The organism is Clostridium puniceum (assembly GCF_002006345.1).
In the GTDB taxonomy this organism is placed as follows: Bacteria; Bacillota; Clostridia; order Clostridiales; family Clostridiaceae; genus Clostridium; species Clostridium puniceum.
Genome location: NZ_LZZM01000063.1, coordinates 37,404 through 60,460, shown reverse-complemented (window position 1 = coordinate 60,460; position 23,057 = coordinate 37,404). Strand labels below are relative to the sequence as shown.

The following is a 23,057-nucleotide window of genomic DNA, read 5'->3' as shown; positions in this document are numbered from 1 at the left end:
ATATTTTTTCTTTAGGAAATTATAGTAGTTAAAATATTAGAATAACTTTATCACATATCAGAATATAAATTATATTAATAAGATTAAATAAAGGGATGATATATATGAATATATTTAAAAGAAATATTCTAGTTATACTAATAATTTTAATAAGTGTTACTCAAGCAGGAAGTATTAAAATAGCTACTGATAAAATAGATGATTCACAGCTATCAAATATTTCTGGTACTAGATTAAGTATAGCTAGAAACTATCTAAAGTATAAAACTGTATCCACAACAGTTTGGGGTACTGGAGGAACACATATACCAACTGTTGGTGTATACAAGCACCTAGCTTTTCAAGGAGCAGATAATACTCTTGTAGTGATGATAAATATCAAAGGCGATACAGATGCTAATCCTGTTATGTTTTCAGATAGTATAGTTAATCAAGCTCTTGCAAATGCTACTACTGCAAATGTGAAAACCACAATGATAAAACTTCACTTAGGTACTAATTATTCAGATAGTTATAGTAGAAAAGACTATAATCCCGATTTAGCAACATTCTTCTCGAATTGGAAAACTATATGTCTACATTATGCTCAAATGTGTACTGATAATAATATTCCAATATTATGTATTGGCTGTGAACAGGTTCAACAAACAGTTGATACAAATTACAACTATTGGGAAGATGTTGTTTCAACAATACGAAGTCAATATCCCAATCTTTTATTGACTTATGCAGCACGTTATAATGAATATCAAGTAGATACTCCTTTGAAATTTTGGGGGTTACTTGATTTTCTGGGGTTCAATATGTATTTTCATTATACTGATAAACTAGTTAGTCAAAATCCAACCTTAGATGAAATAATACAATCTTATGATGTACCTATTTTTAACGAAAAGTCTATAATAGATTTAATCAATATTCATGCAAATGCTTTTAATAAGAAAATTTTTATAACAGAAACGGGATTAATGCCTAAGGATATGGGGTTAGCTAGGGCGTATGATCCTGCCAATGCAAGTGATGCTAAAACTTATGATGGTATTGCCTTAGCGATTAAAGCAGTATTTGAGGGTTTATGCCAAAATAACAATGTATTAGGATTCTCATGGTGGCATGTAAGTGGCCCCTTTGATTATTTTAACGATACTGAAGTAACAAGTGCAGAACAGACTATGCATGATTATTTACAAGGAGGTTTAATATAATATGAGCTAATATGGTGTAATCTTAATTGGGAATAGTATCTATTCGTAAATTGTTATTATAATAATATTTTTTGATATATTTAAAAATTAGAATGATTAATTAAATATTTGTAGGATTGACATAATAAATAAATAACAATATAATTAAACAAATTATACAGATAAAGGTTATCATCGTGATTAAAATTCTAATTATATTAATAGTAGGTATAACAATATTATTTGTACCAGATTTATGCAAAACTGCTAAAAGAGCAGATAAAAATGCTCACATTATACTAAAAAACATAAAGCTAACACAAAATGGTCAGACCTTTGGAATAAAATATAATACTAAGAAAACAAGTAGAAATGCCTGATCTTTTTGTATTAGGATTTAAAAAAATACATATGCTTTACAATAAAAACATATAACAATTTGTAGGAATATTAGGGTTTGAATATTCTATTAAAGTTCAGTAATTCTTCATTCTGAATGTGAGATGTGCCTTAGTTGTTTAGAATATTTAAGAGGTGTCATATTGCATAAGGAGGCGATAAATTGAGAAAAATAGTTATACTTTTATGCTTATTTTGGATGGGATTTATATTTCATATGTCAAGCAATAATGGGGAAATCTCACACCAACAAAGTAACAAGATAGTTAATTTAATTGAAAATAAAACGAAAAATAAAGATTCTGAGGCAAATAAAAATATTATTAAGGAACAGCAAGTGAAAGAGAAGCGATTAGATTATTTAGTGAGAAAAAATGCTCATGCATTTATGTATATGATATTAGCACTTTTAGTAAGCAGTGTATTCTTTGTGTATAATAAAAGGGGAAAGAATACAATAGTTTATATACTATTTATTTGTTTATTTTATGCTGTGACAGATGAGTTTCATCAATCTTTTGTGCCAGAAAGAACTTCTGTAGTTAGTGATGTTTTAGTTGACTTTGGAGGAGCTTTAATAGGATTAATATTTTTTTATTTAGCTTATTATAAGATATATGAAAGATATGTAATTAAGAAAAGAAAAAATGAAAGTATAAAAATTTAAATTACTATTTAAAAACTTGTAGAATAGTAATATAATTAATTATATTATTTAAGCAAAGCAGTAAGAATATTTTAGATTCTTACTGCTTTTTTATTTTATTATATCTGCTATAATATTATTTAGTGTAAAATTAAGTTTTAGAAAAAGAAAGTTTTAAGATTTATACTATTTTCTATGAATTATAGTATAGAGTTTATATTATAAAGTAAAATAATATGTAATGGCATTAAGTAAGAGGTGAAAAATGAGACCATTAGCAGATTTAATGAGACCTAGTGATTTAAAAGATTTTGTAGGACAACAACATATTTTAAGTGAAGGAAAGCCCTTATATAATTTAATAAAAAGTAAAAACATATGTAATTGCATATTTTATGGTCCCCCAGGAACAGGAAAAACAACATTAGCTAATATAATGGCTAATTATGTAGATAAGAAATTTTATAAATTAAATGCAACAATTGCATCAGTAAAAGATATTCAAGATATAACTAATAATATGGATAATCTATTAAATTATAATGGAGTAGTTTTATATATAGATGAGCTTCAGCATTTTAATAAAAAACAACAACAGGCATTATTAGAATTTATAGAAGATGGAAGAATAACGTTAATAGCAAGCACTACTGAAAATCCATACTTTGTTATACATAAAGCTATAATAAGCAGATGTAATATATTTTCTTTTAAACCATTAAATACACAGGATATTATAATAGGACTTGAAAATTCTATAGAGAGATTAATGAATGAGGGGTTAGAAATTCAGTATTCTGATGAAGCGCTTGATTATATTGGAGAAATATCTCAAGGTGATTATAGAAAAGCATATAATATTTTAGAACTTGCAATAAATTCTCAAGTAAAAAAAGTTAGAGAAATATCAAGTGAATATATAGAAAGTTTAGGTCAGTCTAATATGAGAGCTGATGCTAGTGGAGATGAGTTCTATAATTTATTAAGCGCACTCCAAAAGAGTATTAGAGGTAGTGATTCTGATGCAGCAATTCATTATTTGGCGAGATTAATTAAAGGTGGGAATTTAACTGCTATAGTTAGAAGAATATCAGTTATTGCAGCGGAAGATATAGGTCTTGCTTTTCCTAATGCCTTATCAGTTGTGAATTCAGGTATAGAGCTTGCATTAAAAGTTGGATTACCTGAAGCAAGAATAATTCTTTCTGAAATAGTTATATATTTAGCAACATTACCTAAATCTAATAGTGCTATTTTAGCCATTGATGTAGCCATGAAGGATTTAGAGAATATTAATTTTGGAGATGTTCCTATGCATTTAAAAGATGCACATTATTTAGGAGCAGCAAAGCTAGGTGTTGGCGGGTATAAATATCCACATAACTATAAAAATCACTATATAGAACAAGAATATTTGCCAAAGGAGTTAAAGGGAAAGAGGTATTATGAAGAGCAGCAAAATAAATATGAAGATAGCATAAAAAAATATTGGAATACAATAAAAAAGCGATAATTATGATTTGACAAAAGCAGAGTAGTTTGGTAAGATATAAACAAAATTAGTATTTAATATTAAAAGGGGTGAAAGAATGAAACTTTCAACAAAAGGAAGATATGGAGTTAGAGCTATGGTTGATTTAGCATCTAATTATGGTGGTGCCCCAGTTTCAATAAAAACTATATCAAAAAGAGAAAATCTTTCAGAATATTACTTAGAACAGTTATTTAGCCCACTTAGACGTGCTAATATTATAAGAAGTATAAGAGGTGCTCAGGGAGGATATGTTTTATGCAGACCACCGAGTGAAATAACAGTTGGAGATATAATGACTATTTTAGAGGGACCAATTGAAATAGCTGATTGCATTGATGGAGTAGACTGTGACAGCGCAGATTGTTGCGCAACAAAAGCTGTATGGGAAAAAATAAAAAATAGTATAGATAGTGTTATGAATTCAATAACATTACAAGATATACTTGATGACCATGAAGCTATGAATAAGAAAAAAGGTAACATCAAGATTGCCGATAGGAGTGAGTAATTATGAAAAATGTATATATGGACTATTCAGCTACAACTTATGTTAAACCAGAAGTTGTAGAAGAAATGCTTCCATACTTTACTGAGAAGTTTGGAAATCCATCTTCATTTTATGGAATATCAAGAGAAACAAAAAGAGCCATAGATAAATCAAGAGAACAAATAGCAAAAGCATTAAACTGTTTACCAGGTGAGATATATTTTACAGGTGGTGGATCAGAAGCTGATAACTGGGCAATTAAAGGTATTGCATCAGCTCATAAAAATAAAGGGAATCATATAATAACTACTAAAATAGAGCATCATGCAGTTCTTCACACTTGTGAATATTTAGAGAAAAATGGTTTTGAAGTTACATATTTAGATGTTGATGAAGAAGGTTTTGTTAGATTAGAGGACTTAAAGAATGCGATTACTGATAAAACAATTTTAGTAACCATTATGTTTGCTAATAATGAAATTGGAACAATTCAACCTATAAAGGAAATTAGTGAAATTTGCAAAGAAAAGAAAATTTTCTTCCATACAGATGCAGTTCAGGCTGTTGGAAATATTCCAGTAGATGTTAGAGAGATGAACATAGATATGCTATCACTTGCAGGACATAAAATTTATGGACCTAAAGGAATTGGTGTTTTATATATTAAAAAAGGAATTAAGATAGATAATTTAATTCATGGTGGAGCTCAAGAAAAGAATAGAAGAGCTGGAACAGAAAATATTGCATCAATTGTAGGACTTGGTAAAGCAATTGAAATTGCAACTGATAATTTAGAAGAACATATGAAAGAATTAACAGTACTTAGAGATAAATTAATGAATGGACTTTTACAAATTCCATATACTAAATTAAATGGCCCAAAAGGGGATAAGAGATTACCAGGTAATGTAAATGTATGCTTTAGATTTATTGAAGGAGAATCAATTCTTTTATCATTAGATTTTAAGGGCGTTTGTGCATCAAGTGGTAGTGCTTGTACATCAGGGTCTTTAGATCCATCTCATGTATTACTTTCGATTGGACTTCCTCATGAAATAGCTCATGGATCATTAAGGCTTACAATGGGGGATGGATCAACTGAAGAAGATGTAGATTATGTTCTTGATGTTGTACCGCCAATAATTGAAAGATTAAGAAATATGTCACCATTATGGGATGACTTTTTAAAGAAAGGGGAAAAATAATATGATATATAGTGAAAAGGTAATGGAACATTTCCAAAATCCAAGAAATGTTGGAGAAATAGAAGATGCAAATGGCGTAGGTGAAGTTGGGAATGCTAAGTGTGGAGATATAATGAAGATATACCTTAAGGTTGAAGATAATATAATAAAAGATGTTAAGTTTAAAACTTTTGGATGTGGCTCAGCCATTGCATCTTCATCAATGGCAACTGAATTAATTAAAGGAAAGACTTTAGATGAAGCTTGGGAATTAACTAATAAAGCAGTTGCAGAAGCATTAGATGGACTTCCACCAGTAAAAATGCATTGTTCAGTACTTGCAGAAGAAGCGATTCATAAAGCTATAAACGACTATAGAGCCAATAATGGATTAGAAGTAATACCAATGGAAGAGCATAGTGATGAGGATTTACATGCTACAGTACATGGAGAAGAATAGGAGAATTTATGAAGAAAAAAGTTTTAATAGGTATGAGTGGTGGTGTAGATAGTTCTGTTGCTGCATATTTATTGAAACAGCAGGGATATGAAGTCATTGGTGCTACAATGCAAATTTGGCAGCAAGATGATGAATTTGAAGAAAAAGAAGGGGGCTGTTGCTCCCTTTCTGCTGTTGAAGATGCAAGAAGAGTATGTGACAAACTTGATATACCTTTTTATGTTTTGAACTTTAGAGATTATTTTAAGGAAAAGGTAATAGAGCCTTTTGTTCAAGAGTATATAGATGGGAAAACACCTAATCCTTGTATTGAATGTAATAAACATCTGAAGTTTGATGAACTTTTAAGAAGAGCTAGAGGTATTGGTGCAGATTACGTAGCGACAGGTCATTATGCAAAAATTGAAAAACGTGGTGACAGATATCTTTTAGTAAGATCAGATGATGATAGTAAGGATCAAACTTATGCTTTATATAATTTTACACAAGATCAATTAGAACATACATTAATGCCTTGTGGAGAATATGAAAAAACAAAAATAAGAGAAATAGCAAAAGAAATAGGACTCGCTGTTCATAACAAAAAAGATAGTGAAGAAATTTGTTTTATTCCAGATAATAATCATGGTAAGTATATCTTAGAAGCAAAACCAGATAGAGTTAAACAAGGGAACTTTGTTGATAAAAATGGTAACATACTTGGAAAACATAAAGGAATTGTATATTATACTATAGGACAACGAAAAGGACTTGGACTTTCACTTGGAAGACCAGTTTTTGTAATAGGCATAAATGCTAAAACAAATGAAGTTGTATTAGGCGCTGAAGAAGATATATTCAAAACAGATTTAATTGCAATGGATATTAATTTTATTCCTTTTGATAAACTTGAAAAAGAAATAGAAATTAAAGCAAAAATAAGATATTCTGCAAAACCAGCAGATGCAATTTTAACTCCACTACCAAATGGTAGAGTTAAAGTATCTTTTAAAGAAAAGCAGAGAGCAATAACTAAAGGTCAATCAGTTGTATTTTATTATGATGAAATTGTTGTTGGTGGCGGAATAATCGAATCTATATTGTAAATTTTAATAATAAATATATTGCAATTGGAAATATATATAGAATTAAGTTGTAGGTTAAAATTTTATCAAGTGAAACTTGATTCAGGTGGTAATCTTCATCTGAATCTTAGTTGAACTCATAACCTCAAGGGTCACAATGTACCCTCAAGAGGTACCTAGTCAAGGAGCGTGCGGTCGTTATCTCCCCATTGAAGAAGGGGGAGGAATGCTAGCTATTGGATAAACGAATGATTTGCAATATTATAGAGAGTAATAGCTAAGAGTCAATTGATTCTTAGCTATTATTTATAATGGAAAATCCTTTTAAGTTCTACAGGATTTAAATATTTTTGTGTACTTTGATTTTTTAGAAATATATATGTTGTAAAAAATAATTTGCATTAAAACTAGCTATTGTTGTTTAGATTTCTTGTTTTGTGTTTTCATAAGAAATTGTATCATCAAAATTATTTATGGCAGATTGAATTTTTCCTTAATTTTTGTCAACGAAATAATATAAATTTGCAGCACCTTGTGCTAATAGTTCATCTTCATTATTAATGAAATATGCTACAAATAGTAATTCGATACAGCTCATAATGCAGCATATGCTTTCTTTTTCTAATTTTGTGAGTGGATTAGTTATTTCATAACCTTCTATAAATTTTGCAACTATATGATACTATTTATCTATATGTTCACTGTTTTTTTTATGGTCTATAAGAAGTCTTAGTAAAAAGTAGCAAATATCAAAAATTCTTATATTTTTTTGACTTAAGTCAAAATCTATATAACCTGAAAATTCGCAATTATTAAATAGGAAATTACCCAAATGAAGATCTCTATGAATTAGTTGTCTTTGAAGTTTATTGTAGCATCTATTTAATTTATCTAAATTTTTTTCAAAGTCAATGTTTTTCAAATATTTGTAATCATTTGCTTCCAGTGTATCACTTATCCAACCTGACATTTCGTCTAGGAGACTGTTATCCTAGCAAGTAATTTTCTATTCGCAAGTAATGAAGGCTGTATGCAGTTTAGCTATTCCTTTTTCAGTCTCATAAGCAATATTTATATAATCTGCTTCATATATATCTAAAATATGAGTTCCAGATAATTTATTCATCATAAGATAATACTGTTCATTAGCTTCTACATAATCCTAACCTATTATAGTTGGTATTGGATGTGCAACTGGTATTCCATATTCGTTTAAAGTTTTCATTAGTGTAATATTTCGATTTAAATCGTCTAAATTATTATTAGCCTTTATAACATAATTACATTTAATCTATAGAATCAGTGACTCAAGTTTATTTCTGATTAAATCTTAAGCAATCATAAATATAAAATGAATAAATTTCCTTATTAGAGGCAAGATATAAATAGTGATTGTATCCATATTAACAAATAGGAGGAGAACATGTTTAAAACTAGAGATTTTTACTTTAAAAAAGTTTATGATATTAAAGGCAAAAAAGTTGGAATTATCGAAGATATATATATAGATTTTTATTTAGGAAAAGTTATAGGATTTAAAGTATCCAACAGTATTTTGTTTTCTAAAAATAATTATGTTGATAAGGAGGAAATAATTGATATAGGTGAAGATATGATAATAAGTTATATAAGAAAGGGTACTGGTTTAGCTTTCAAAGAATTAAAATATATGGAGATCATTGATAAATTAAGTAATGTAAAAGGGGTGTTAGAAGATATAATAATAGATATTAAGGATTATTCAATTAAAGCTATAGTAATAAGTTCAGGATTAATAGATAAAATGATAAAAGGTAAGCAGATTATTCTTTTAAATAAATGCATACTTGGAGAAAAGTATATATTATATACTGGAAATGAAGGCATTTTATTTAAATCAATGCCACATAATATGGAAGGTTATAATGCAATTAAGAAAGCATAGGAAACTAATAATATCTATAATAATATTTACATGCGTTGTAGCTTTAATACTAGCTTATTTTTTTAATAATTCACTTAATACTATAGTCAATATTATTATAATATCATTTATACTAGCTTATACTTTAAGCCCTATTAGAGATACATTTGAAGTGAAGCTAAAGCTTAGCAGAAAAATAGCTTCGATATTAGTTATAACAATAATTATAAGTATTGTTGCTACTTGCATAATAGTTATAGTTCCAGCTTTGTTTAATGAAATGGTTAATATTAGTAACATATTTGATAACATAAGTAATTTCTTAGCTGATATGTTAGAAAAATTTAATTTGAAAAAAATTTTGTTAGCTAATTTATTGTATAGTGATATTTTGGAAAAAGGAAATACTATTTGGATAAAATTTTCAGAAAATGCAGTAGATAATTTGATTAAATTTAGTGACAATATTATTTCTTTTGCAATTATACCAGTAATGATTTACTATTTTTTATGCGATGGAAATAAGATATATTCGAAAAGTTTATTATTATTGTCCACAGAAAAAAGAGAAATAACTAGAAAATTTTTAAGTGATATAGATAGAGTATTAACTCGATATATAACAAGTCAGTTATTACTTTCCGGATTAATAGGAATATTAACTTTTGGCTTGCTTTTAATATTAAAAGTCAAATTTCCATTATGGATTTCTATTTTAAATGCAATATTAAATATAATACCTTATTTTGGACCAATTTTTGGTGCAGTACCAGCAGTTATTGTTGCACTTTTAGATTCACCGATTAAAGCATTTTGGGTGATTATTGGTATGTTTATAATCCAACAAATAGAAGGTGATATTTTAGCACCTAAAATGACTGGGGATAGTACAGATATGCACCCTTTTGTAATAATAATCTTATTGCTTATAGGAGATACGGTTGGAGGCTTTTTAGGAATGATATTAGCAGTTCCTATAGCTGTAATTATCAAAGTTTTATATGATGATATAAATTATTATTTATTTTAACTATTAGAAAAATCTAATAACTAGATTGTAAATGTATAATATTAAGCGTTTAATTTCATAAATCAAATTAAAAAAAGGTGGCTAAATTGCTACCCTTTTTAATTCTATATACACCTATTTAATATAAATTATTTTAAACTTTTATATATCGCACCTAATCTATCGACTTCTTTATCTGCAAAGCCATATACGCCAGCGATAGCATATCCATTTGGTGCAGTAAAGGTTGTAACATCATCTTTTGTACCACCTTCTAAGGTATGACCAAGATTTGTAGTTAGTTTAATATAAGAAATTCTATTTGTTCCAAGTACATTTTTTTGTGATTTGCAAAGGTCAATCGAAGTAATATATTCATTTTTGCCTAGGGTAAGCTCCTTATAGGTGCCACCGATGCCACCAACTTCAGTCACAACATTGTTGTAAGTGAAAGCTATTGAATCAAGACGTGTACCACTTTTAATAGCAACTTTTGTTGGGAAATTATCTCCCATTTTTTCACTGAAACTGAAGCCAGTTCCGCCACTACCGCCAAAGGTTTCACTCATTTTTATATCTTCATTAAGTGAATATTTAAATGTTGCAGTAATAGGATAATGATCAGAAAGTTGATTTCCGCTTGAATCTGTAAATTCACTTTCTAAAAGTGTATAGCTTGTTGTATTTAACTTAACATTTTTACCACTTCTATACCAAATTTTGTCAACCACCTCATTGTTTGGACCATTTCGTTTGGTAGTATCCATTAAAGCATCACCATCAGCAGGTACATTACCATTTCTAATAAGTTGAATCCATGCATCTGTTAAGCCACATTTTTTAACAACTGCATCTTCAAAATTATCTTCTGCTCTTGTGTAACGTGAATTAGTGTCTCCAATGACAATAACAGCTTTTCCAGTAGAACGCTCATCTATAAGATTTGCTAGTTGAATCATATTTGAACGTCTAGCAGCACAAGAATCAGCATCAGTATCGGCATCTGTATGGATATCATAAATATCTACAAGGTAGCCAGGTTCAATTTCTATAGAAGAATATAAAATGCCTTTTGGAGTCATCTGGTCAGCCCCATGTGAAATAAATCCAGATGAATCCTTCCATTTATAACGTGTTGTTTCATAAAGTGAAAAACGAGACATAAAGTTCATACCATCACCTAATGGAACATTTCCACTGGTTGGAGTCAAATATGTCAGAGTAACTTTTGATGTTAAATCATCATGATAAGCAAAATCTTCTTGAACACTAACAACATCATAGTTATTTAATAATGGACTCATCAAACGTGTATTTGCACTTGGGTTGCTACTAGAAAGTACTGCGGGTAATCCAGCTACATTTAAAGATAGAACATTAAAGGTTTTGTCTTGAACAGTAGCTTGAACAGTTTTACTTCCAGCAGGGAGTATAAATGTAGACATAATCATAAGGGTTGATAAAGTTGATACAATTTTTCTTTTACTTAATAAACTCACTTGAATTCCTCCTCAAAATAAATAATAGTTGCAATGTACACATAAGCCAATTTAAGTATAAGCCTTTTCAAATATAAATATTATATTTGAATAAGTATATGTAATAAGATGTAAAAAATAGAAATTAAATATAAAAATATAGTACTATAAATGGAGTTTTTTGTCTATTGCAAAAATGTTATTTATTGGTTAAATTATTTGTTGTTATTAAAAATACACTTAATAATAAATTTGATGGAGTTATTAATAAACAATTGAAAATAGAAATTCTGTATTGTATAATAATAACAATTAACTATACGTGCATTTCTTGAATTTAATAAATCAATAGGAGTTTTTTGCGTTTTTCGTCTCTTATAATAATAGGAGACTTTTTGTTTTTTATTAGTTAACAGTATAGGTGGCTTTATATAATTAAGACTGAATAATTTAGATAATCTAAGAATAAAAAGGAGTTGATTTATATGAGCAGTATTATTAATCTTTTTAAAGATGGAAGAAAAAAAGCTTTGACATTAAGCTATGATGATGGAATTACTCAAGATAAAAGGCTTGTTAGTATTTTTAACCAATATGCCTTAAAGGCAACTTTTAATATTAATTCTGGTATACAAAGTGAAGAAAATTATTGGATTAATAAAGGTAAGAAAATACAAAGAATGAATATTGATGAAATTGAAGAGGTATATAAAGGTCATGAAGTAGCTGCCCATAGTTTAACGCATCCTCAATTAGAAGATCTTCCAAGAGAAATGATTATAAATGAAATATTTGAAGATAGAAAGAATTTAGAAAAGATATTTGGTTATCCTGTAAGAGGTATGGCATATCCATATGGCACTTATAATGAAAAAGTGATTCAAGTAATGGAGAACTGTGGAATTGAATATTCAAGAACTGTAAACCAACACGAAAAATTTTATTTGCCAGAAAGATTTTTAGAATGGCATCCAACTTGTCATCATAAAAATCCTAAATTAATGGAGATAGCAAAGCATTTTATTGAAACTGACTTTAGAAGTATGTCATTACTATATGTGTGGGGACATAGCTATGAATTCGATATTGATGAAAATTGGGAACTTGCAGAAGAATTTTGTAAAACTGTAGGTAATGATGAGTCAATATGGTATGCAACTAATATTGAAATTGTAGATTATCTAAAGGCTTTAGATAGTTTGAGATATTCTGCAGATTGTGAAATTGTATACAATACTTCAGCAATACCTCTTTGGATAAGTGTTGATAAAAAGATTGTAGAAATTAAATCAGGTGCAACTATAAAAATAAAATAAATAGAATAAAAGTTTCTCTTTTAGGTAACAATAATTTATAATTTACTATTACTAAAGGAGGATTTTTTTGTGGAAATTTTGAAAAAAGGTGAACATGAAAAAGCTATGGAAAAAGCAAAAGAGATGCTTGATAAAGGCTGTGGTATGGGAGAAATAGTTAAAGAAACCCATCTTAGTGAAGAAAATGTGATGAAAGCAAAAAGAAAATGGGAAGATAGATCTTAAAATAAATAATATATATTTTTTTATAACTGTGAGCAAATCATTAAAACTCTTAAGTGTGATATGCTTACAGTTATTATATATTTATGAAGTATATAAGATTATAAAGAAGTCGTAAAGAATATTATTATGTTGATAAAACTAAAAAATATTTAGGGATTTTAGTATAATCATGGTAAAATTATCATATCTGATTAATTAAAAAATATTAATATAATCATAATATTGAAGAAGTAGTTTCAAGTTTAAATTAAAAAATAAGGTGGTTTACTATTATGTCAAAGTTTAAAGAAAACAGCTTTTTTAAATCAATCCGTTCTTTATTAAAGCTTAAAGAGCAGAAAACAGAAGAATTAAAGAAAAATGAAAATGAATATACTAAAAGTAGTTTAAGTGAAAAGTCTAGAATAAAAAAGAGAGTATGGAAAAAGGATTATAATCCATTAAGAAACGTGATTTTATGGGGATATGACAAAGAGAATAATCCAAGTTTTGTTATTCTTTATGGGGAGCATAAATTTAAAAGCAATGAAAATAATGGACAATCTATTAATAATGTTCTTGAAGAAAATATTAAATATACTAGCTATGCTTTATTTAAAGGTAAGGAAGGACACTTACCAGCCTTCCAAGCGGTAAAGATTATAGAGGAAAGTCCATATTATAATAAGCAAAAAGATGATAGAGCTCCAAAAATGTATTATAAAACAGGAATAAAATACTATTGGAGAAGAGACGAAAATTATAGGGTAAAAGAATTTAAAAGTCTAAATATAAAAGAACAAATTGTATTACCTTATTTTACATCAAATTCTTATGAAAAATATGTAAAGATAATTGAAACACAAAATATTAATTTTTTAGATTTTAAGTTAGCTAAACATCCTAATGAGATTTTAAAATTAAATGAAGATTCTTTTAAATACTATGAAATAATTTGTGATATGGTAAGCAATGAAAATCTTTATATGAGAAAAAAAGCATTAAATGAATTACTTGAAATGCAGCCTTCAAAAAATATATTTGAATTGCTTATGAAAATAGGAAGCGTTGAGTTAATAAGTGGTGTATTTTTAGAACTTGCGAAAAGAAAAAATTCAATATTAATTGATGAAGCTAAGACTATTTGCGAATCTGAAATAAAATGGGCAGAAGAAAGTTACATAAAGGGTGTAAAAAGATGCGCTCATATATACATGGCAGCTTTAAATGATGAATTAAGAGCTGAGAGAATAAAGAAAATATATGATTCACTACCACAAATGGATTTACATCTTATTAAAATTAATGATAATGATATTCCAAAAGGTAAAATTCTTGAAGGTTCTGCTTATAGAAAGTATGCAGCTCAAGGATTATTAAAAGAATATCAAGGAAGATATGATTATACTCAGAGTAAATGGATAGAGTATAGATGTTCTGAGCGTTATAACATAAGTACTTATAGTGATGGAGTAATACTAAAGACTTTAGAATTAAAAAATACTATTCAAGAAGCAGAAGCTTATGATCTTGCAGATGTTATTGGAAAAATAGCATATTATCTAGATGCACCAAGACTCAATTATTATTTCAAGGGAAATGAAAAGAGTAAGGAACTAAAATATTATAAAAGATACATACGAAGAATTCTTGATTCTTATGGAAAAAATGATCCTAAAAAATTTATACAAGCTATGAAAGCTCTTTTAACAAGTTATACAAAGTATGATTATGTATGTAAATTCCGTGGTAACTTTCAATTTAATGAGTTTTTAAAGCATTATTTGTATTATGATTTTACAGAAAAACCTCCTATTGGATGGGAAAATTGGCAAGCTAGAAGTAATTGGATGGAAAATGACCAATTAATGAGACTTCAAGGGCGTTATGAGTTTATGAAAGAAATTTGGGATAACCATCTTGAAGATGTATTGGAAATTGCAAGTTTAGCAAAAATAAATCCAGTATTAAAGGCTTGTTATTATATAATGAAGGCTTCTGAAAAGGCCAATGAGTTTATAAATAATATGTCTTATAAGGAGTTAGTTGCATTAGCAGAAGGTTCTTATGAACCACTTGCAAACATGTTTAAAGATTTACTTTGCAATAAATTAGATGTTGTTAATACTTTTGAAACTGAAATAATGCTTGTTTTAATGAGCAGTCCAAAGGAAGAAATTCATAATATTGCTAAGGAATTTATGAATAGAACTAATGGAGCATTTTCAGCTAAGGATTTAGTAGCTTTAATGCTGTTAGAAAATCTTGATATATGGATAGATTTATTTAAGGAAAGCATATTGTCTTTAGATAGCAATGAATATTGTAATTTTGTAAAAACTATTATAAATAGCAGTGAAAAATTCATAAATTCTAATACTGATATTTCCAAGGAAATAAAAGAAATACTTTCAATTTCTACAAATAAAATTCAAAATATATCAAAAGATGAAAAAGAAAATTTAATATCAAGTATGATTTCTGAAATTCTTAATGCAAGTAAAATGCCAGATTGGATGCAAGAATTTATAGAAGAAGTGATTTTTTCAGTTTCTTATGAAGATTTAGATAGTTTACTTAAGAAAATAACTATAGAGTCAACTAATAAAGCAATTTCACAAAAAGGTAGACAAGTTGTTGGGTTATTAGAAGCAATTCAAAGTAAGAAGTTGCCTTCAGATTCTGAGATTATAGGAATATTAGAAACTGGAACTTCTAAAATGATAAATATGTTATTTGAAGCTATTAATAATAATAGTGAAGAGCTAAGTACAAGATTTTCAACTTTATTAATTATGTTTGAATCTAATATAATTGTCTTAAATAAAATGGCAGAAGAGATTTTTGGTGGTATGACTGAGGAAAAGAGAAGGAAATTACATGGTATTATAATTGATTCTCCTGTAAATAAAGTTTATTCTTTTGGGATTAGAAAATTAGATGAATTTTATAAAGATTTAATTCCTAAGGAGTTTATTATTCAAATGCTTGAGCATACCTCTAGTGATGTTAAAGCTTATATTTCTAATAAGACAAATGAAATACTAGGTAATTTAGGCAATGGAGATAAAGAACTTTTTATGTATTATGTAAAAACTTTGATTTTTTTACCTAATAAAGTTTCTAAAAGTAAGGATAACCTTTATGAGGCTATTCCTAAATTTGTACTAAAGTATAAAGACAAAATAGAGGAATGTGAAGATATGCTACTAGATATTGGAGGCTCAAATATAATTATAGATTCAGAACGTGCACTTACAGCATTAGCAAAGATAAGAAAGGAGGTCGTGCAAGTTGAAGGTTAATTATCAATATTCAAGTCCATCCATGTGTGTTAATAAAGGTAACGAGACTGTTTTAGGTCTTAGCCCTGATCTTTCAAGAGATGAAAAGGTATCTTTCTTAGGGAAATTAAAGCATCCACTAATTTTTAGAGATGCAATGCTTATGTTACGTGAAATTGTCATTTCAGATACGAGTATAAAGAAAAAGGAAAGAGTTGAATTTTTTGAATGGCTTGATAGTGAAATAGAGAGAAGAATTTTAAGGCACGAACAATACTTGCCTGAAGTTAGAGAAAATTTAAACAAGGATATGAATGAATTATTAAGTATATTAGATGAAAAAAGTAGCGATATATCTAAGTTAGTTGAAATTAAAAATAAGCTTAAAAAAGAAATAGATAATCATGATGTATGGAAAGATTACTATAAGATTGAAAGAGATTTTTGGAAATTTATAAAAGATAGAGATTTAGATCTTTGGTTTGTATTAGATCCAGTAATAACAGTACATCCAGATCAAGTTTCCTTTGAAGCATTTTCTTTAGATGAATCTACCTATGGGTGTCTTTCAATTGATATGGAAGAATTTGAACTTCTACAAAAGCCTGGTTTAGGTACAACTAATATAGATTTTTCAGCTAAATTAGCTAAGGAAATTGAAAGATTTCGTACTTATAATGATGTTCAATTATCTGTTAATCCAGAAGGCTTTTCAGTAGATACAGGGATAATTCCAGAATATATGGAAAAGAAAATAGACCTTCCTGAAACTTGGATTAAAGGTTTTAATCAAGTTTCTTCAGCAGCAAGTCTAGGGGGAATAGATATTGAATTATCACCTGTAGATGTTTATGATATATGCTCATTTTTAAGAAGGCATAAAGCACAAAAAAGTCCTAGATATATGAAATGGATATTGGAACCGAAAAAGCCAGTGAAAATTGTTTTTGAACCCTTTGGTAGTGAGCTTACTCTAAAAGCAATATATAATGGTGAAAAATATAGAGAAGAAAAAATATGGGGAAGAAGACGTTGGCTAGTTATAGAAAAAACAATTCCTTTAGCAAAATCCTTTAAAGTAAGACTACTTAGCTTTGGAATGCCACAATTTATTACAGCTGATTTAGGTTCGATGAAAATGACTATTGGTTTTTCGGCATGGTCTTCTAATGACTGGGTTAAGGGCACTGCCTTTAATATCTTAGGAGGATTTATTGGGGATGGAAACTATGATAAAGTTTATAAATTAATGAAAGAAAAGCGTTTTGTTTCAATGGAAAGCATTTATGATAATTTAAAGGAAGATTCAAAAGCTACAAATAAGGCAGGGGTAGGTATGCTTTTAAAACGTGGTGAAGGTTATTTTGATGCCATAAATGATACTATAAGATTTAGAAGATTGTGCAATGAGTCTATTCCAAAGGAATTATATGAAACTACAGAAATGGAATTTAAGGTTAAAGAGCATATGAATGCAGGCATGGATAATTTCTCAGCAAGTATGAGTGAAGAAAATGAATATATTTTTAAACATTCTTTTAAAATGTCAAATAGTAAATATAAGAATTGGAAGTTCAGAGAAACAGAAGATTATAATAGAGAACATGATTTAACTGAAACAGAATTAATAATTGATGAAGATGGTCAAATTTCTAAAGTAAAATGTAAATGTAGAGAGTTTAATAAAGGACCTAGAAATATTTCAGCTCCTTGTGCACATATTCTTGCTTTATACTTAATTTCTTCAAAGTTTACAAGATTAAAACTAGAAAAGAATAAAGAATACAAAATTAATGATATTATGGAGACAATATTATGATTGAGAATCAAGAAAATACTAAAAATAAAAGACAAGATTATAGAGAAATAGTAAATCAAATGGGTAAAAAAGAATTTACCCTATTGAAGATGCAAGAATATGGATTTTGGCCAAAGAATTTACCTACACCTTATGAAAGACAAGAAAATGAGACAAAAGAAGAATATGCACAAAGAAAAAGCTTAATAAAGGAATACGAAAAAATCATCAATCAAATTTCAGAGTTATATGAAGGAAAAGATAAAATCAATCAAAAACTGCATGAGCTTAAGAAGAAATATGATGAAACTTGGGATTATGAGAAAATTAGAGTAGATGTAGCTAAAGCTATAATGGCAGAATCAATTGCAAGACGTAAAGAGAGAAAAGAAAAGAGGGCACTTGAAAAAAGGCAAAAAGGTGAAGCATGGGAAAAGAGAAAGTCAGAGAGTATTGTTTTTATTGGAAAAGGCTATTCAAGCTTATTAAATGATAAAGAAAATGATAATGACAAGCTATTGTTACAAGGTTTACCAATTATAAAAGATGATAAAGCTTTAGCTGAGTTCCTTGGGATTGAATATAAAAAACTAAGATTTTTAATTTACCATAGGGATGTAGTTTCAGTAGATCATTATCATAGATTCACTATTCCTAAGAAAAAAGGTGGAGAGCGTAATATTGCAGCTCCAAAATCAATACTTAAAAATGCCCAAAGAAAAGTTTTAGAAGATATTTTATCAAAAATGCCAGTATCAAATTATGCTCATGGATTCTTAAAAGGAAAATCAGTTGTATCAGGGGCGAAAGCTCATGTAGCGGAAAAGGGTTACCTGTCAGAAGAAACTGATATGGTAGAAAAAGCTTTTGTTGTAGAAAAGGTTCATGGGACAGACAAAGTTTCTAGTGAGAATACACAATTATTAATTAATATGGATCTTGAAAATTTCTTTCCAACGATTACTTTTGAAAGAGTTAGAGGAATGTTCAAAGCTTTTGGATATTCTGGTTACATTTCATCATTACTTGCTATGATTTGTACCTATTGCGAACGCATGGCAATAGAAGTTAGAGGAGAAATAAAATACGTTAAAACCTCAAATAGAATTTTACCTCAAGGTTCACCAGCAAGCCCTATGATTACAAACATTATTTGTGCAAAATTAGATAAAAGATTAAGTGGACTGGCTTATAAGCATAATTGCACCTATACAAGATATGCAGATGATATGAGTTTTAGCTTTAAGGAAGAAAGCAGTGACTTAAATATTGGAAGATTCATGGGATTAGTTTCAAAGATAGTAAGCGAAGAAGGACTTAACATAAATAAAAAGAAGACACGTTTTCTTAGGGAAAACAATCGTCAATGTATAACAGGAATAGTTATAAATAATGATGAAATTGGAGTTCCTAAAAAGTGGATAAAAACATTGAGAGCTGCAATTTATAATGCTAATAAACTTAAGAACAATGGGAAAGAAGTGCCAGTTAAGACTATAAATGAAATTAGTGGAATGGTTTCATGGGTTAAAGGTGTTAATACAGAAAGATATGCAGGTATAATTAGAGAGGGAATGGAGTTAATTGACAGTTAACAATGGGTAATGGAGAAATAAAAGGTTAGCAAATCTTAACCGTCAATTGTAAATATTAAAATTGTTTGAATTTATTTCATTAACATGTTATAATTTAATAGTCAGAAAATTGAATTGTTAAAAGATAGATTTCTTGGCCTTTATGCTGTGGTGTTGCGCCATGGTTGAGATTTGTCACATACACAACATTAGGTTGCGCGCAATTCGCTGCGCTACCACTACTGTGCACATTTAAAATCGAGCCTTCGGTTATGTGACAGTAGTGGTGCTACGCTGAAGTGTCTCAACCAAATATGAGAATAGTTAGCAAGAAATCTATCAGAAATATTAAAAGATTATCACTCATTTTATATAGAAGAGGTAATCTTTTTTTCATAAAATTAATTAATAGAGTCCTACAGAAATGTAAATAATAAAAAAGGTTAGTAACGCTGAAATTTTTAGAAATAGATAGAAATAATATTAAATAATTTAATTGGAAGTTTTAAGGAGGAATTATGGATATTAAGAAACTTGTACATAAACAAAAAGAATTCTTTCAAAAAGGAAAACAATTAGATATAAATTTTAGGAAAGAAATGTTAATAAAGTTGAAAAAAATAATTAAAGATAATGAACAAAAAATATTAAATGCAATTAAGAAGGATTTGAATAAATCTGAATTTGAAAGTTATTTAAGTGAGGTTGCTATGGTATATGAAGAAATAAATCTTCATATAAAGAATATACAAAAATGGAGCAAAAGAAAAAGGGTAAGCAGTTCATTTGTGTTTTTTCCAAGTCAGAATTATATTGAAAAAGAACCTTATGGAACAGTTTTGATAATAGGTCCTTTTAACTATCCATTTCAACTGGTTATTTTGCCATTAATAGGAGCCATTGCAGCAGGAAATACTGTAGTAATTAAACCATCAGAACATACGATAAATACATCAAAATTAGTCGAAAAGATTATTAATGAGAATTTTAATGAAGAATATATAAAAGTTGTAGGTGCTGATGAAGGAAAAGAATGTGTTGAAGAATTATTGGATAAGGAATTTGATTATATATTTTTTACAGGAAGTATAAAAGTAGGAAAAATAATAATGGAGAAAGCTTCAAAAAGGCTTATACCTGTAACCTTAGAATTGGGGGGGAAAAGCCCATGTATCATAGATAAGGATGGTAATTTAAAAAAGGCAGCAAAGAGAATTGTTTGGGGGAAATTATTAAATTCAGGACAAACCTGTGTTGCACCAGATTACCTATTTATTCAAGAGGAGATTAAAGAGGAATTTTTAAGATTAATAATAAAAGAGTTCCATCTTCAATATGGAGAAAATATTAAAGAAAGTAAAGATTATCCTAGAATAATAAGCAAACGTGAAATAAATAGACTATCAGCATATTTAAAAGATGGAAATATATATTATGGTGGAAATTATGATGAAGAAACACTATATTTTGAACCAACTATTTTAACTGATATAATAGAAGGTGGTAACGTTCTAAAAGAAGAGATATTTGGACCAATATTTCCTGTAATGACTTTTGACAATTTAGATGAAGTAATAAAATATGTAAATAAAAGAAATAAACCTTTAGCTTTATATTATTTTTCAGAAAATAAAAATAATATAAAAAAGATAATTAAAGAAACTTCATCAGGAGGAGTTACAATAAATGATACAATCCTTCATGTTGGTATCGCTAATCTTCCTTTTGGAGGAGTTGGAACAAGTGGAATGGGAGCATACCATGGAAAAAAAAGCTTTGATACCTTTACACATGAAAAGAGTATAGCAAAAAGAGGTACCTTTATTGAGTTTCCTTTTAGATTTGCACCATTTAATAATAAAATTAAGCTCTTAAAAAAAGTGATGAAATAAAAGTTAATATATATTTAAGATTGTATGAATTCAAGATCTGATTTCCATGTTCAATTGGAATCAGATCTTTTATATTGCTATGAAATCTTTTTTTGATAAGGATAATTAGTTATAAATTAATTTTCTTAACTTTTTGTATGTATGAAATTTTTGTAAATAAGAGACGATTGAAAGTGCAAATAATTACTTCTATATTTCGGTATAATGATAACGGGGGTGGGGTAGTTATTATGGGAAATAGAAAAAATAAGCGTAATAAAATTACTATGGGTATTATAATTTCTTTTTGTGCTCTAATTATTTTATATTTTGGAATAACAATGTATTTTATAAATCATTTTTACTTTGGATCTACCATTAGTTGCATTAATGTTTCAGGGAAAACTGTGGAGAGAGCAGAGGAACAAATGATAGCAGAAGTTGAAGAATATAAATTAGAATTAGAAGAGAGAGAGAATATAAAAGAAGAAATTAAAGGTTCTGACATTGATTTAGAATATAATTCAAGTGGAAAAGTTAAAGAACTAAAAGAAAAACAGAATCCATTTGGATGGATTATCAGAATTTTTGATAAAAAAGATTCGAAAGTTGAAGAGGTGATATTATATAATGAAAAATTATTACAGGAGGAATTCGATAAGCTTTCTTGTTTTGATAGCAATAATATAATTGAGCCACAAAATCCGAGTTTTAGATATAAAGAGGATGGGTATGTAATTGAAGAAGTTAAAGGAAACAAAATTAACAGGGATATTTTATATAATCAAGTGGTAAAGGCAATTCTTAAAGGAGAAAAAACAATAAATTTAGAAGCAAGTGGCTGTTATGAAAAAACGAAATATAATTCAGAAGATCAAGAAGTTATAGATGCTGAGAATCTTCTTAATAAATATACAGGGGCAGAAATTACTTATAACTTTGGAGATAAGACCGAAGTTATAAATGGATCCATAATAAATGAGTGGCTTAAAGCTGATGAAAATTTACAAATCACATTTGATGAAGAAAAAATGAAAAAATATTTAGATAAACTTTCTAATACTTATGATACTGTTGGTAAAGTACGAGAGTTTAATACATCATTAAAAATAATAAAAAAAGTAAGTGGTGGAGATTATGGTTGGTTAATTAACAAAAATGAAGAAATACAAGAATTAATTGAAGTAATAAAGGAAGGACGAATAATAACAAAAGAGCCAATATATACTCAAACAGCATTGTCTCGTGAAAATAATGATATTGGAAATACTTATGTAGAAATTAATATGGCAAAACAACATTTATGGTTTTATAAAAATGGAATTCTTGTTGTAGAAGGAGATATAGTTACGGGAAATGTAAATAATAATTGTTCAACTCCTACAGGAATATATAAATTAAAATATAAGCAAAAAGATGCTACTTTAAAAGGTGATAATTATATAACACAAGTAAATTTTTGGATGCCATTTAATGGAGGAATAGGAATTCATGATGCAAATTGGAGGTATGAATTTGGAGGAAATATATATAAGATAAATGGATCACATGGATGTGTAAATGCACCATATTATTTAGCTAACGCAATATTTGAAAATATTGAAGCAGATGATCCTATTATTTGTTATTATGAGTAAATGGATAAATCATAAAAAAGAATTA

Annotated in this window: 20 protein-coding genes; 17 read left to right on the top strand and 3 right to left on the bottom strand. The window is 28.1% G+C overall.

What is annotated here, in order from left to right; translation table 11 throughout:
* Window positions 1-104 precede the first annotated feature (104 nt).
* The 8 genes from CLPUN_RS05400 (at window position 105) to mnmA (ending at window position 6,979) form a co-directional block, all read left to right on the top strand.
* Entirely contained in the window at window positions 105-1,205 is a 1,101-nt protein-coding gene (locus tag CLPUN_RS05400; RefSeq protein WP_077846306.1) for a glycoside hydrolase family 113, read from the top strand.
* Between the two features lie 176 nt (window positions 1,206-1,381).
* Window positions 1,382-1,564 (top strand): hypothetical protein, encoded by a 183-nt coding sequence (locus tag CLPUN_RS27980; RefSeq protein ID WP_198944292.1) that lies wholly within the window; start codon window positions 1,382-1,384, stop codon window positions 1,562-1,564.
* 182 nt (window positions 1,565-1,746) lie between these two features.
* Window positions 1,747-2,250 carry a VanZ family protein gene (locus CLPUN_RS05395; protein ID WP_077846305.1) on the top strand — a complete coding sequence of 168 codons (504 nt, stop codon included), beginning with the start codon at window positions 1,747-1,749 and terminating at the stop codon, window positions 2,248-2,250.
* 244 nt (window positions 2,251-2,494) lie between these two features.
* On the top strand, window positions 2,495-3,742 hold the full coding sequence (locus CLPUN_RS05390) for a replication-associated recombination protein A (RefSeq protein WP_077846304.1): 1,248 nt from the start codon (window positions 2,495-2,497) through the stop codon (window positions 3,740-3,742).
* A gap of 76 nt (window positions 3,743-3,818) precedes the next feature.
* Window positions 3,819-4,271, top strand: coding sequence for an RrF2 family transcriptional regulator (locus tag CLPUN_RS05385; protein WP_077846303.1), 453 nt, complete (start codon window positions 3,819-3,821; stop codon window positions 4,269-4,271).
* A gap of 2 nt (window positions 4,272-4,273) precedes the next feature.
* Complete coding sequence (nifS, locus tag CLPUN_RS05380) at window positions 4,274-5,455, top strand: cysteine desulfurase NifS (protein ID WP_077846302.1); 1,182 nt, start codon at window positions 4,274-4,276, stop codon at window positions 5,453-5,455.
* Window position 5,456: 1 nt separating this feature from the next.
* Window positions 5,457-5,894: a Fe-S cluster assembly scaffold protein NifU gene (gene nifU / locus CLPUN_RS05375; protein ID WP_077846301.1), complete on the top strand. Its 438-nt coding sequence runs from the start codon at window positions 5,457-5,459 to the stop codon at window positions 5,892-5,894.
* Window positions 5,895-5,902: 8 nt separating this feature from the next.
* The gene (gene mnmA / locus CLPUN_RS05370; protein WP_077846300.1) at window positions 5,903-6,979 is read left to right on the top strand and encodes a tRNA 2-thiouridine(34) synthase MnmA; all 1,077 of its coding nucleotides are present in this window, start codon (window positions 5,903-5,905) and stop codon (window positions 6,977-6,979) included.
* A gap of 661 nt (window positions 6,980-7,640) precedes the next feature.
* Here the strand turns inward: mnmA and CLPUN_RS05365 are convergent.
* Both CLPUN_RS05365 and CLPUN_RS29120 read right to left on the bottom strand, forming a co-directional pair.
* Window positions 7,641-7,928 carry a phosphotransferase gene (locus CLPUN_RS05365; protein ID WP_077846299.1) on the bottom strand — a complete coding sequence of 96 codons (288 nt, stop codon included), beginning with the start codon at window positions 7,926-7,928 and terminating at the stop codon, window positions 7,641-7,643.
* Between the two features lie 36 nt (window positions 7,929-7,964).
* The gene (locus tag CLPUN_RS29120; protein ID WP_278281602.1) at window positions 7,965-8,087 is read right to left on the bottom strand and encodes a hypothetical protein; all 123 of its coding nucleotides are present in this window, start codon (window positions 8,085-8,087) and stop codon (window positions 7,965-7,967) included.
* A gap of 294 nt (window positions 8,088-8,381) precedes the next feature.
* On the opposite strand from CLPUN_RS29120, the gene CLPUN_RS05360 reads away from it, so the two are divergent.
* Both CLPUN_RS05360 and CLPUN_RS05355 read left to right on the top strand, forming a co-directional pair.
* Complete coding sequence (locus CLPUN_RS05360; protein ID WP_077846298.1) at window positions 8,382-8,882, top strand: PRC-barrel domain-containing protein; 501 nt, start codon at window positions 8,382-8,384, stop codon at window positions 8,880-8,882.
* Window positions 8,863-9,891: an AI-2E family transporter gene (locus tag CLPUN_RS05355; protein WP_077846297.1), complete on the top strand. Its 1,029-nt coding sequence runs from the start codon at window positions 8,863-8,865 to the stop codon at window positions 9,889-9,891. Before CLPUN_RS05360 ends, CLPUN_RS05355 begins: the two co-directional genes overlap by 20 nt.
* A gap of 128 nt (window positions 9,892-10,019) precedes the next feature.
* On the opposite strand, the gene CLPUN_RS05350 is transcribed toward CLPUN_RS05355, so the two are convergent.
* A complete protein-coding gene (locus tag CLPUN_RS05350) occupies window positions 10,020-11,369 on the bottom strand; it encodes a jacalin-like lectin (RefSeq protein WP_242954053.1) in 1,350 nt (449 codons plus the stop codon).
* A gap of 464 nt (window positions 11,370-11,833) precedes the next feature.
* Between CLPUN_RS05350 and CLPUN_RS05345 the strand changes: the two genes are divergently transcribed.
* The 7 genes from CLPUN_RS05345 (at window position 11,834) to CLPUN_RS05320 (ending at window position 23,032) form a co-directional block, all read left to right on the top strand.
* Window positions 11,834-12,664, top strand: coding sequence for a polysaccharide deacetylase family protein (locus CLPUN_RS05345; RefSeq protein ID WP_077846296.1), 831 nt, complete (start codon window positions 11,834-11,836; stop codon window positions 12,662-12,664).
* Window positions 12,665-12,733: 69 nt separating this feature from the next.
* The gene (locus CLPUN_RS27975) at window positions 12,734-12,889 is read left to right on the top strand and encodes a hypothetical protein (protein WP_198944289.1); all 156 of its coding nucleotides are present in this window, start codon (window positions 12,734-12,736) and stop codon (window positions 12,887-12,889) included.
* Between the two features lie 272 nt (window positions 12,890-13,161).
* Window positions 13,162-16,173, top strand: coding sequence for a hypothetical protein (locus CLPUN_RS05340; RefSeq protein ID WP_077846295.1), 3,012 nt, complete (start codon window positions 13,162-13,164; stop codon window positions 16,171-16,173).
* The gene (locus CLPUN_RS05335) at window positions 16,163-17,971 is read left to right on the top strand and encodes a hypothetical protein (protein WP_077846294.1); all 1,809 of its coding nucleotides are present in this window, start codon (window positions 16,163-16,165) and stop codon (window positions 17,969-17,971) included. The genes CLPUN_RS05340 and CLPUN_RS05335 overlap by 11 nt, the downstream gene beginning before the upstream one ends.
* Window positions 17,968-19,545, top strand: a complete 1,578-nt coding sequence (locus CLPUN_RS05330) for a reverse transcriptase domain-containing protein (protein ID WP_077846293.1) — start codon at window positions 17,968-17,970, stop codon at window positions 19,543-19,545. Before CLPUN_RS05335 ends, CLPUN_RS05330 begins: the two co-directional genes overlap by 4 nt.
* Window positions 19,546-20,039: 494 nt before the next feature.
* Entirely contained in the window at window positions 20,040-21,416 is a 1,377-nt protein-coding gene (locus tag CLPUN_RS05325; protein ID WP_198944291.1) for an aldehyde dehydrogenase, read from the top strand.
* A 230-nt stretch (window positions 21,417-21,646) separates the two neighbouring features.
* On the top strand, window positions 21,647-23,032 hold the full coding sequence (locus tag CLPUN_RS05320; protein ID WP_077846291.1) for a L,D-transpeptidase family protein: 1,386 nt from the start codon (window positions 21,647-21,649) through the stop codon (window positions 23,030-23,032).
* Window positions 23,033-23,057 lie beyond the last annotated feature (25 nt).

What these genes read in the sequence shown, in the direction of transcription:
- CLPUN_RS05355 (WP_077846297.1), top strand. Translation starts at nt 8,863, where the DNA reads ATGCAATTAAGAAAGCATAGGAAACTAATAATATCTATAATAATATTT.
- CLPUN_RS29120 (WP_278281602.1), bottom strand. Translation starts at nt 8,087, where the DNA reads ATGATGAATAAATTATCTGGAACTCATATTTTAGATATATATGAAGCA.
- CLPUN_RS05340 (WP_077846295.1), top strand. Translation starts at nt 13,162, where the DNA reads ATGTCAAAGTTTAAAGAAAACAGCTTTTTTAAATCAATCCGTTCTTTA.
- mnmA (WP_077846300.1), top strand. Translation starts at nt 5,903, where the DNA reads ATGAAGAAAAAAGTTTTAATAGGTATGAGTGGTGGTGTAGATAGTTCT.
- CLPUN_RS05390 (WP_077846304.1), top strand. Translation starts at nt 2,495, where the DNA reads ATGAGACCATTAGCAGATTTAATGAGACCTAGTGATTTAAAAGATTTT.
- CLPUN_RS05330 (WP_077846293.1), top strand. Translation starts at nt 17,968, where the DNA reads ATGATTGAGAATCAAGAAAATACTAAAAATAAAAGACAAGATTATAGA.
- CLPUN_RS05360 (WP_077846298.1), top strand. Translation starts at nt 8,382, where the DNA reads ATGTTTAAAACTAGAGATTTTTACTTTAAAAAAGTTTATGATATTAAA.
- CLPUN_RS05400 (WP_077846306.1), top strand. Translation starts at nt 105, where the DNA reads ATGAATATATTTAAAAGAAATATTCTAGTTATACTAATAATTTTAATA.
- nifS (WP_077846302.1), top strand. Translation starts at nt 4,274, where the DNA reads ATGAAAAATGTATATATGGACTATTCAGCTACAACTTATGTTAAACCA.
- nifU (WP_077846301.1), top strand. Translation starts at nt 5,457, where the DNA reads ATGATATATAGTGAAAAGGTAATGGAACATTTCCAAAATCCAAGAAAT.
- CLPUN_RS05385 (WP_077846303.1), top strand. Translation starts at nt 3,819, where the DNA reads ATGAAACTTTCAACAAAAGGAAGATATGGAGTTAGAGCTATGGTTGAT.
- CLPUN_RS05365 (WP_077846299.1), bottom strand. Translation starts at nt 7,928, where the DNA reads ATGTCAGGTTGGATAAGTGATACACTGGAAGCAAATGATTACAAATAT.
- CLPUN_RS05345 (WP_077846296.1), top strand. Translation starts at nt 11,834, where the DNA reads ATGAGCAGTATTATTAATCTTTTTAAAGATGGAAGAAAAAAAGCTTTG.
- CLPUN_RS05320 (WP_077846291.1), top strand. Translation starts at nt 21,647, where the DNA reads ATGGGAAATAGAAAAAATAAGCGTAATAAAATTACTATGGGTATTATA.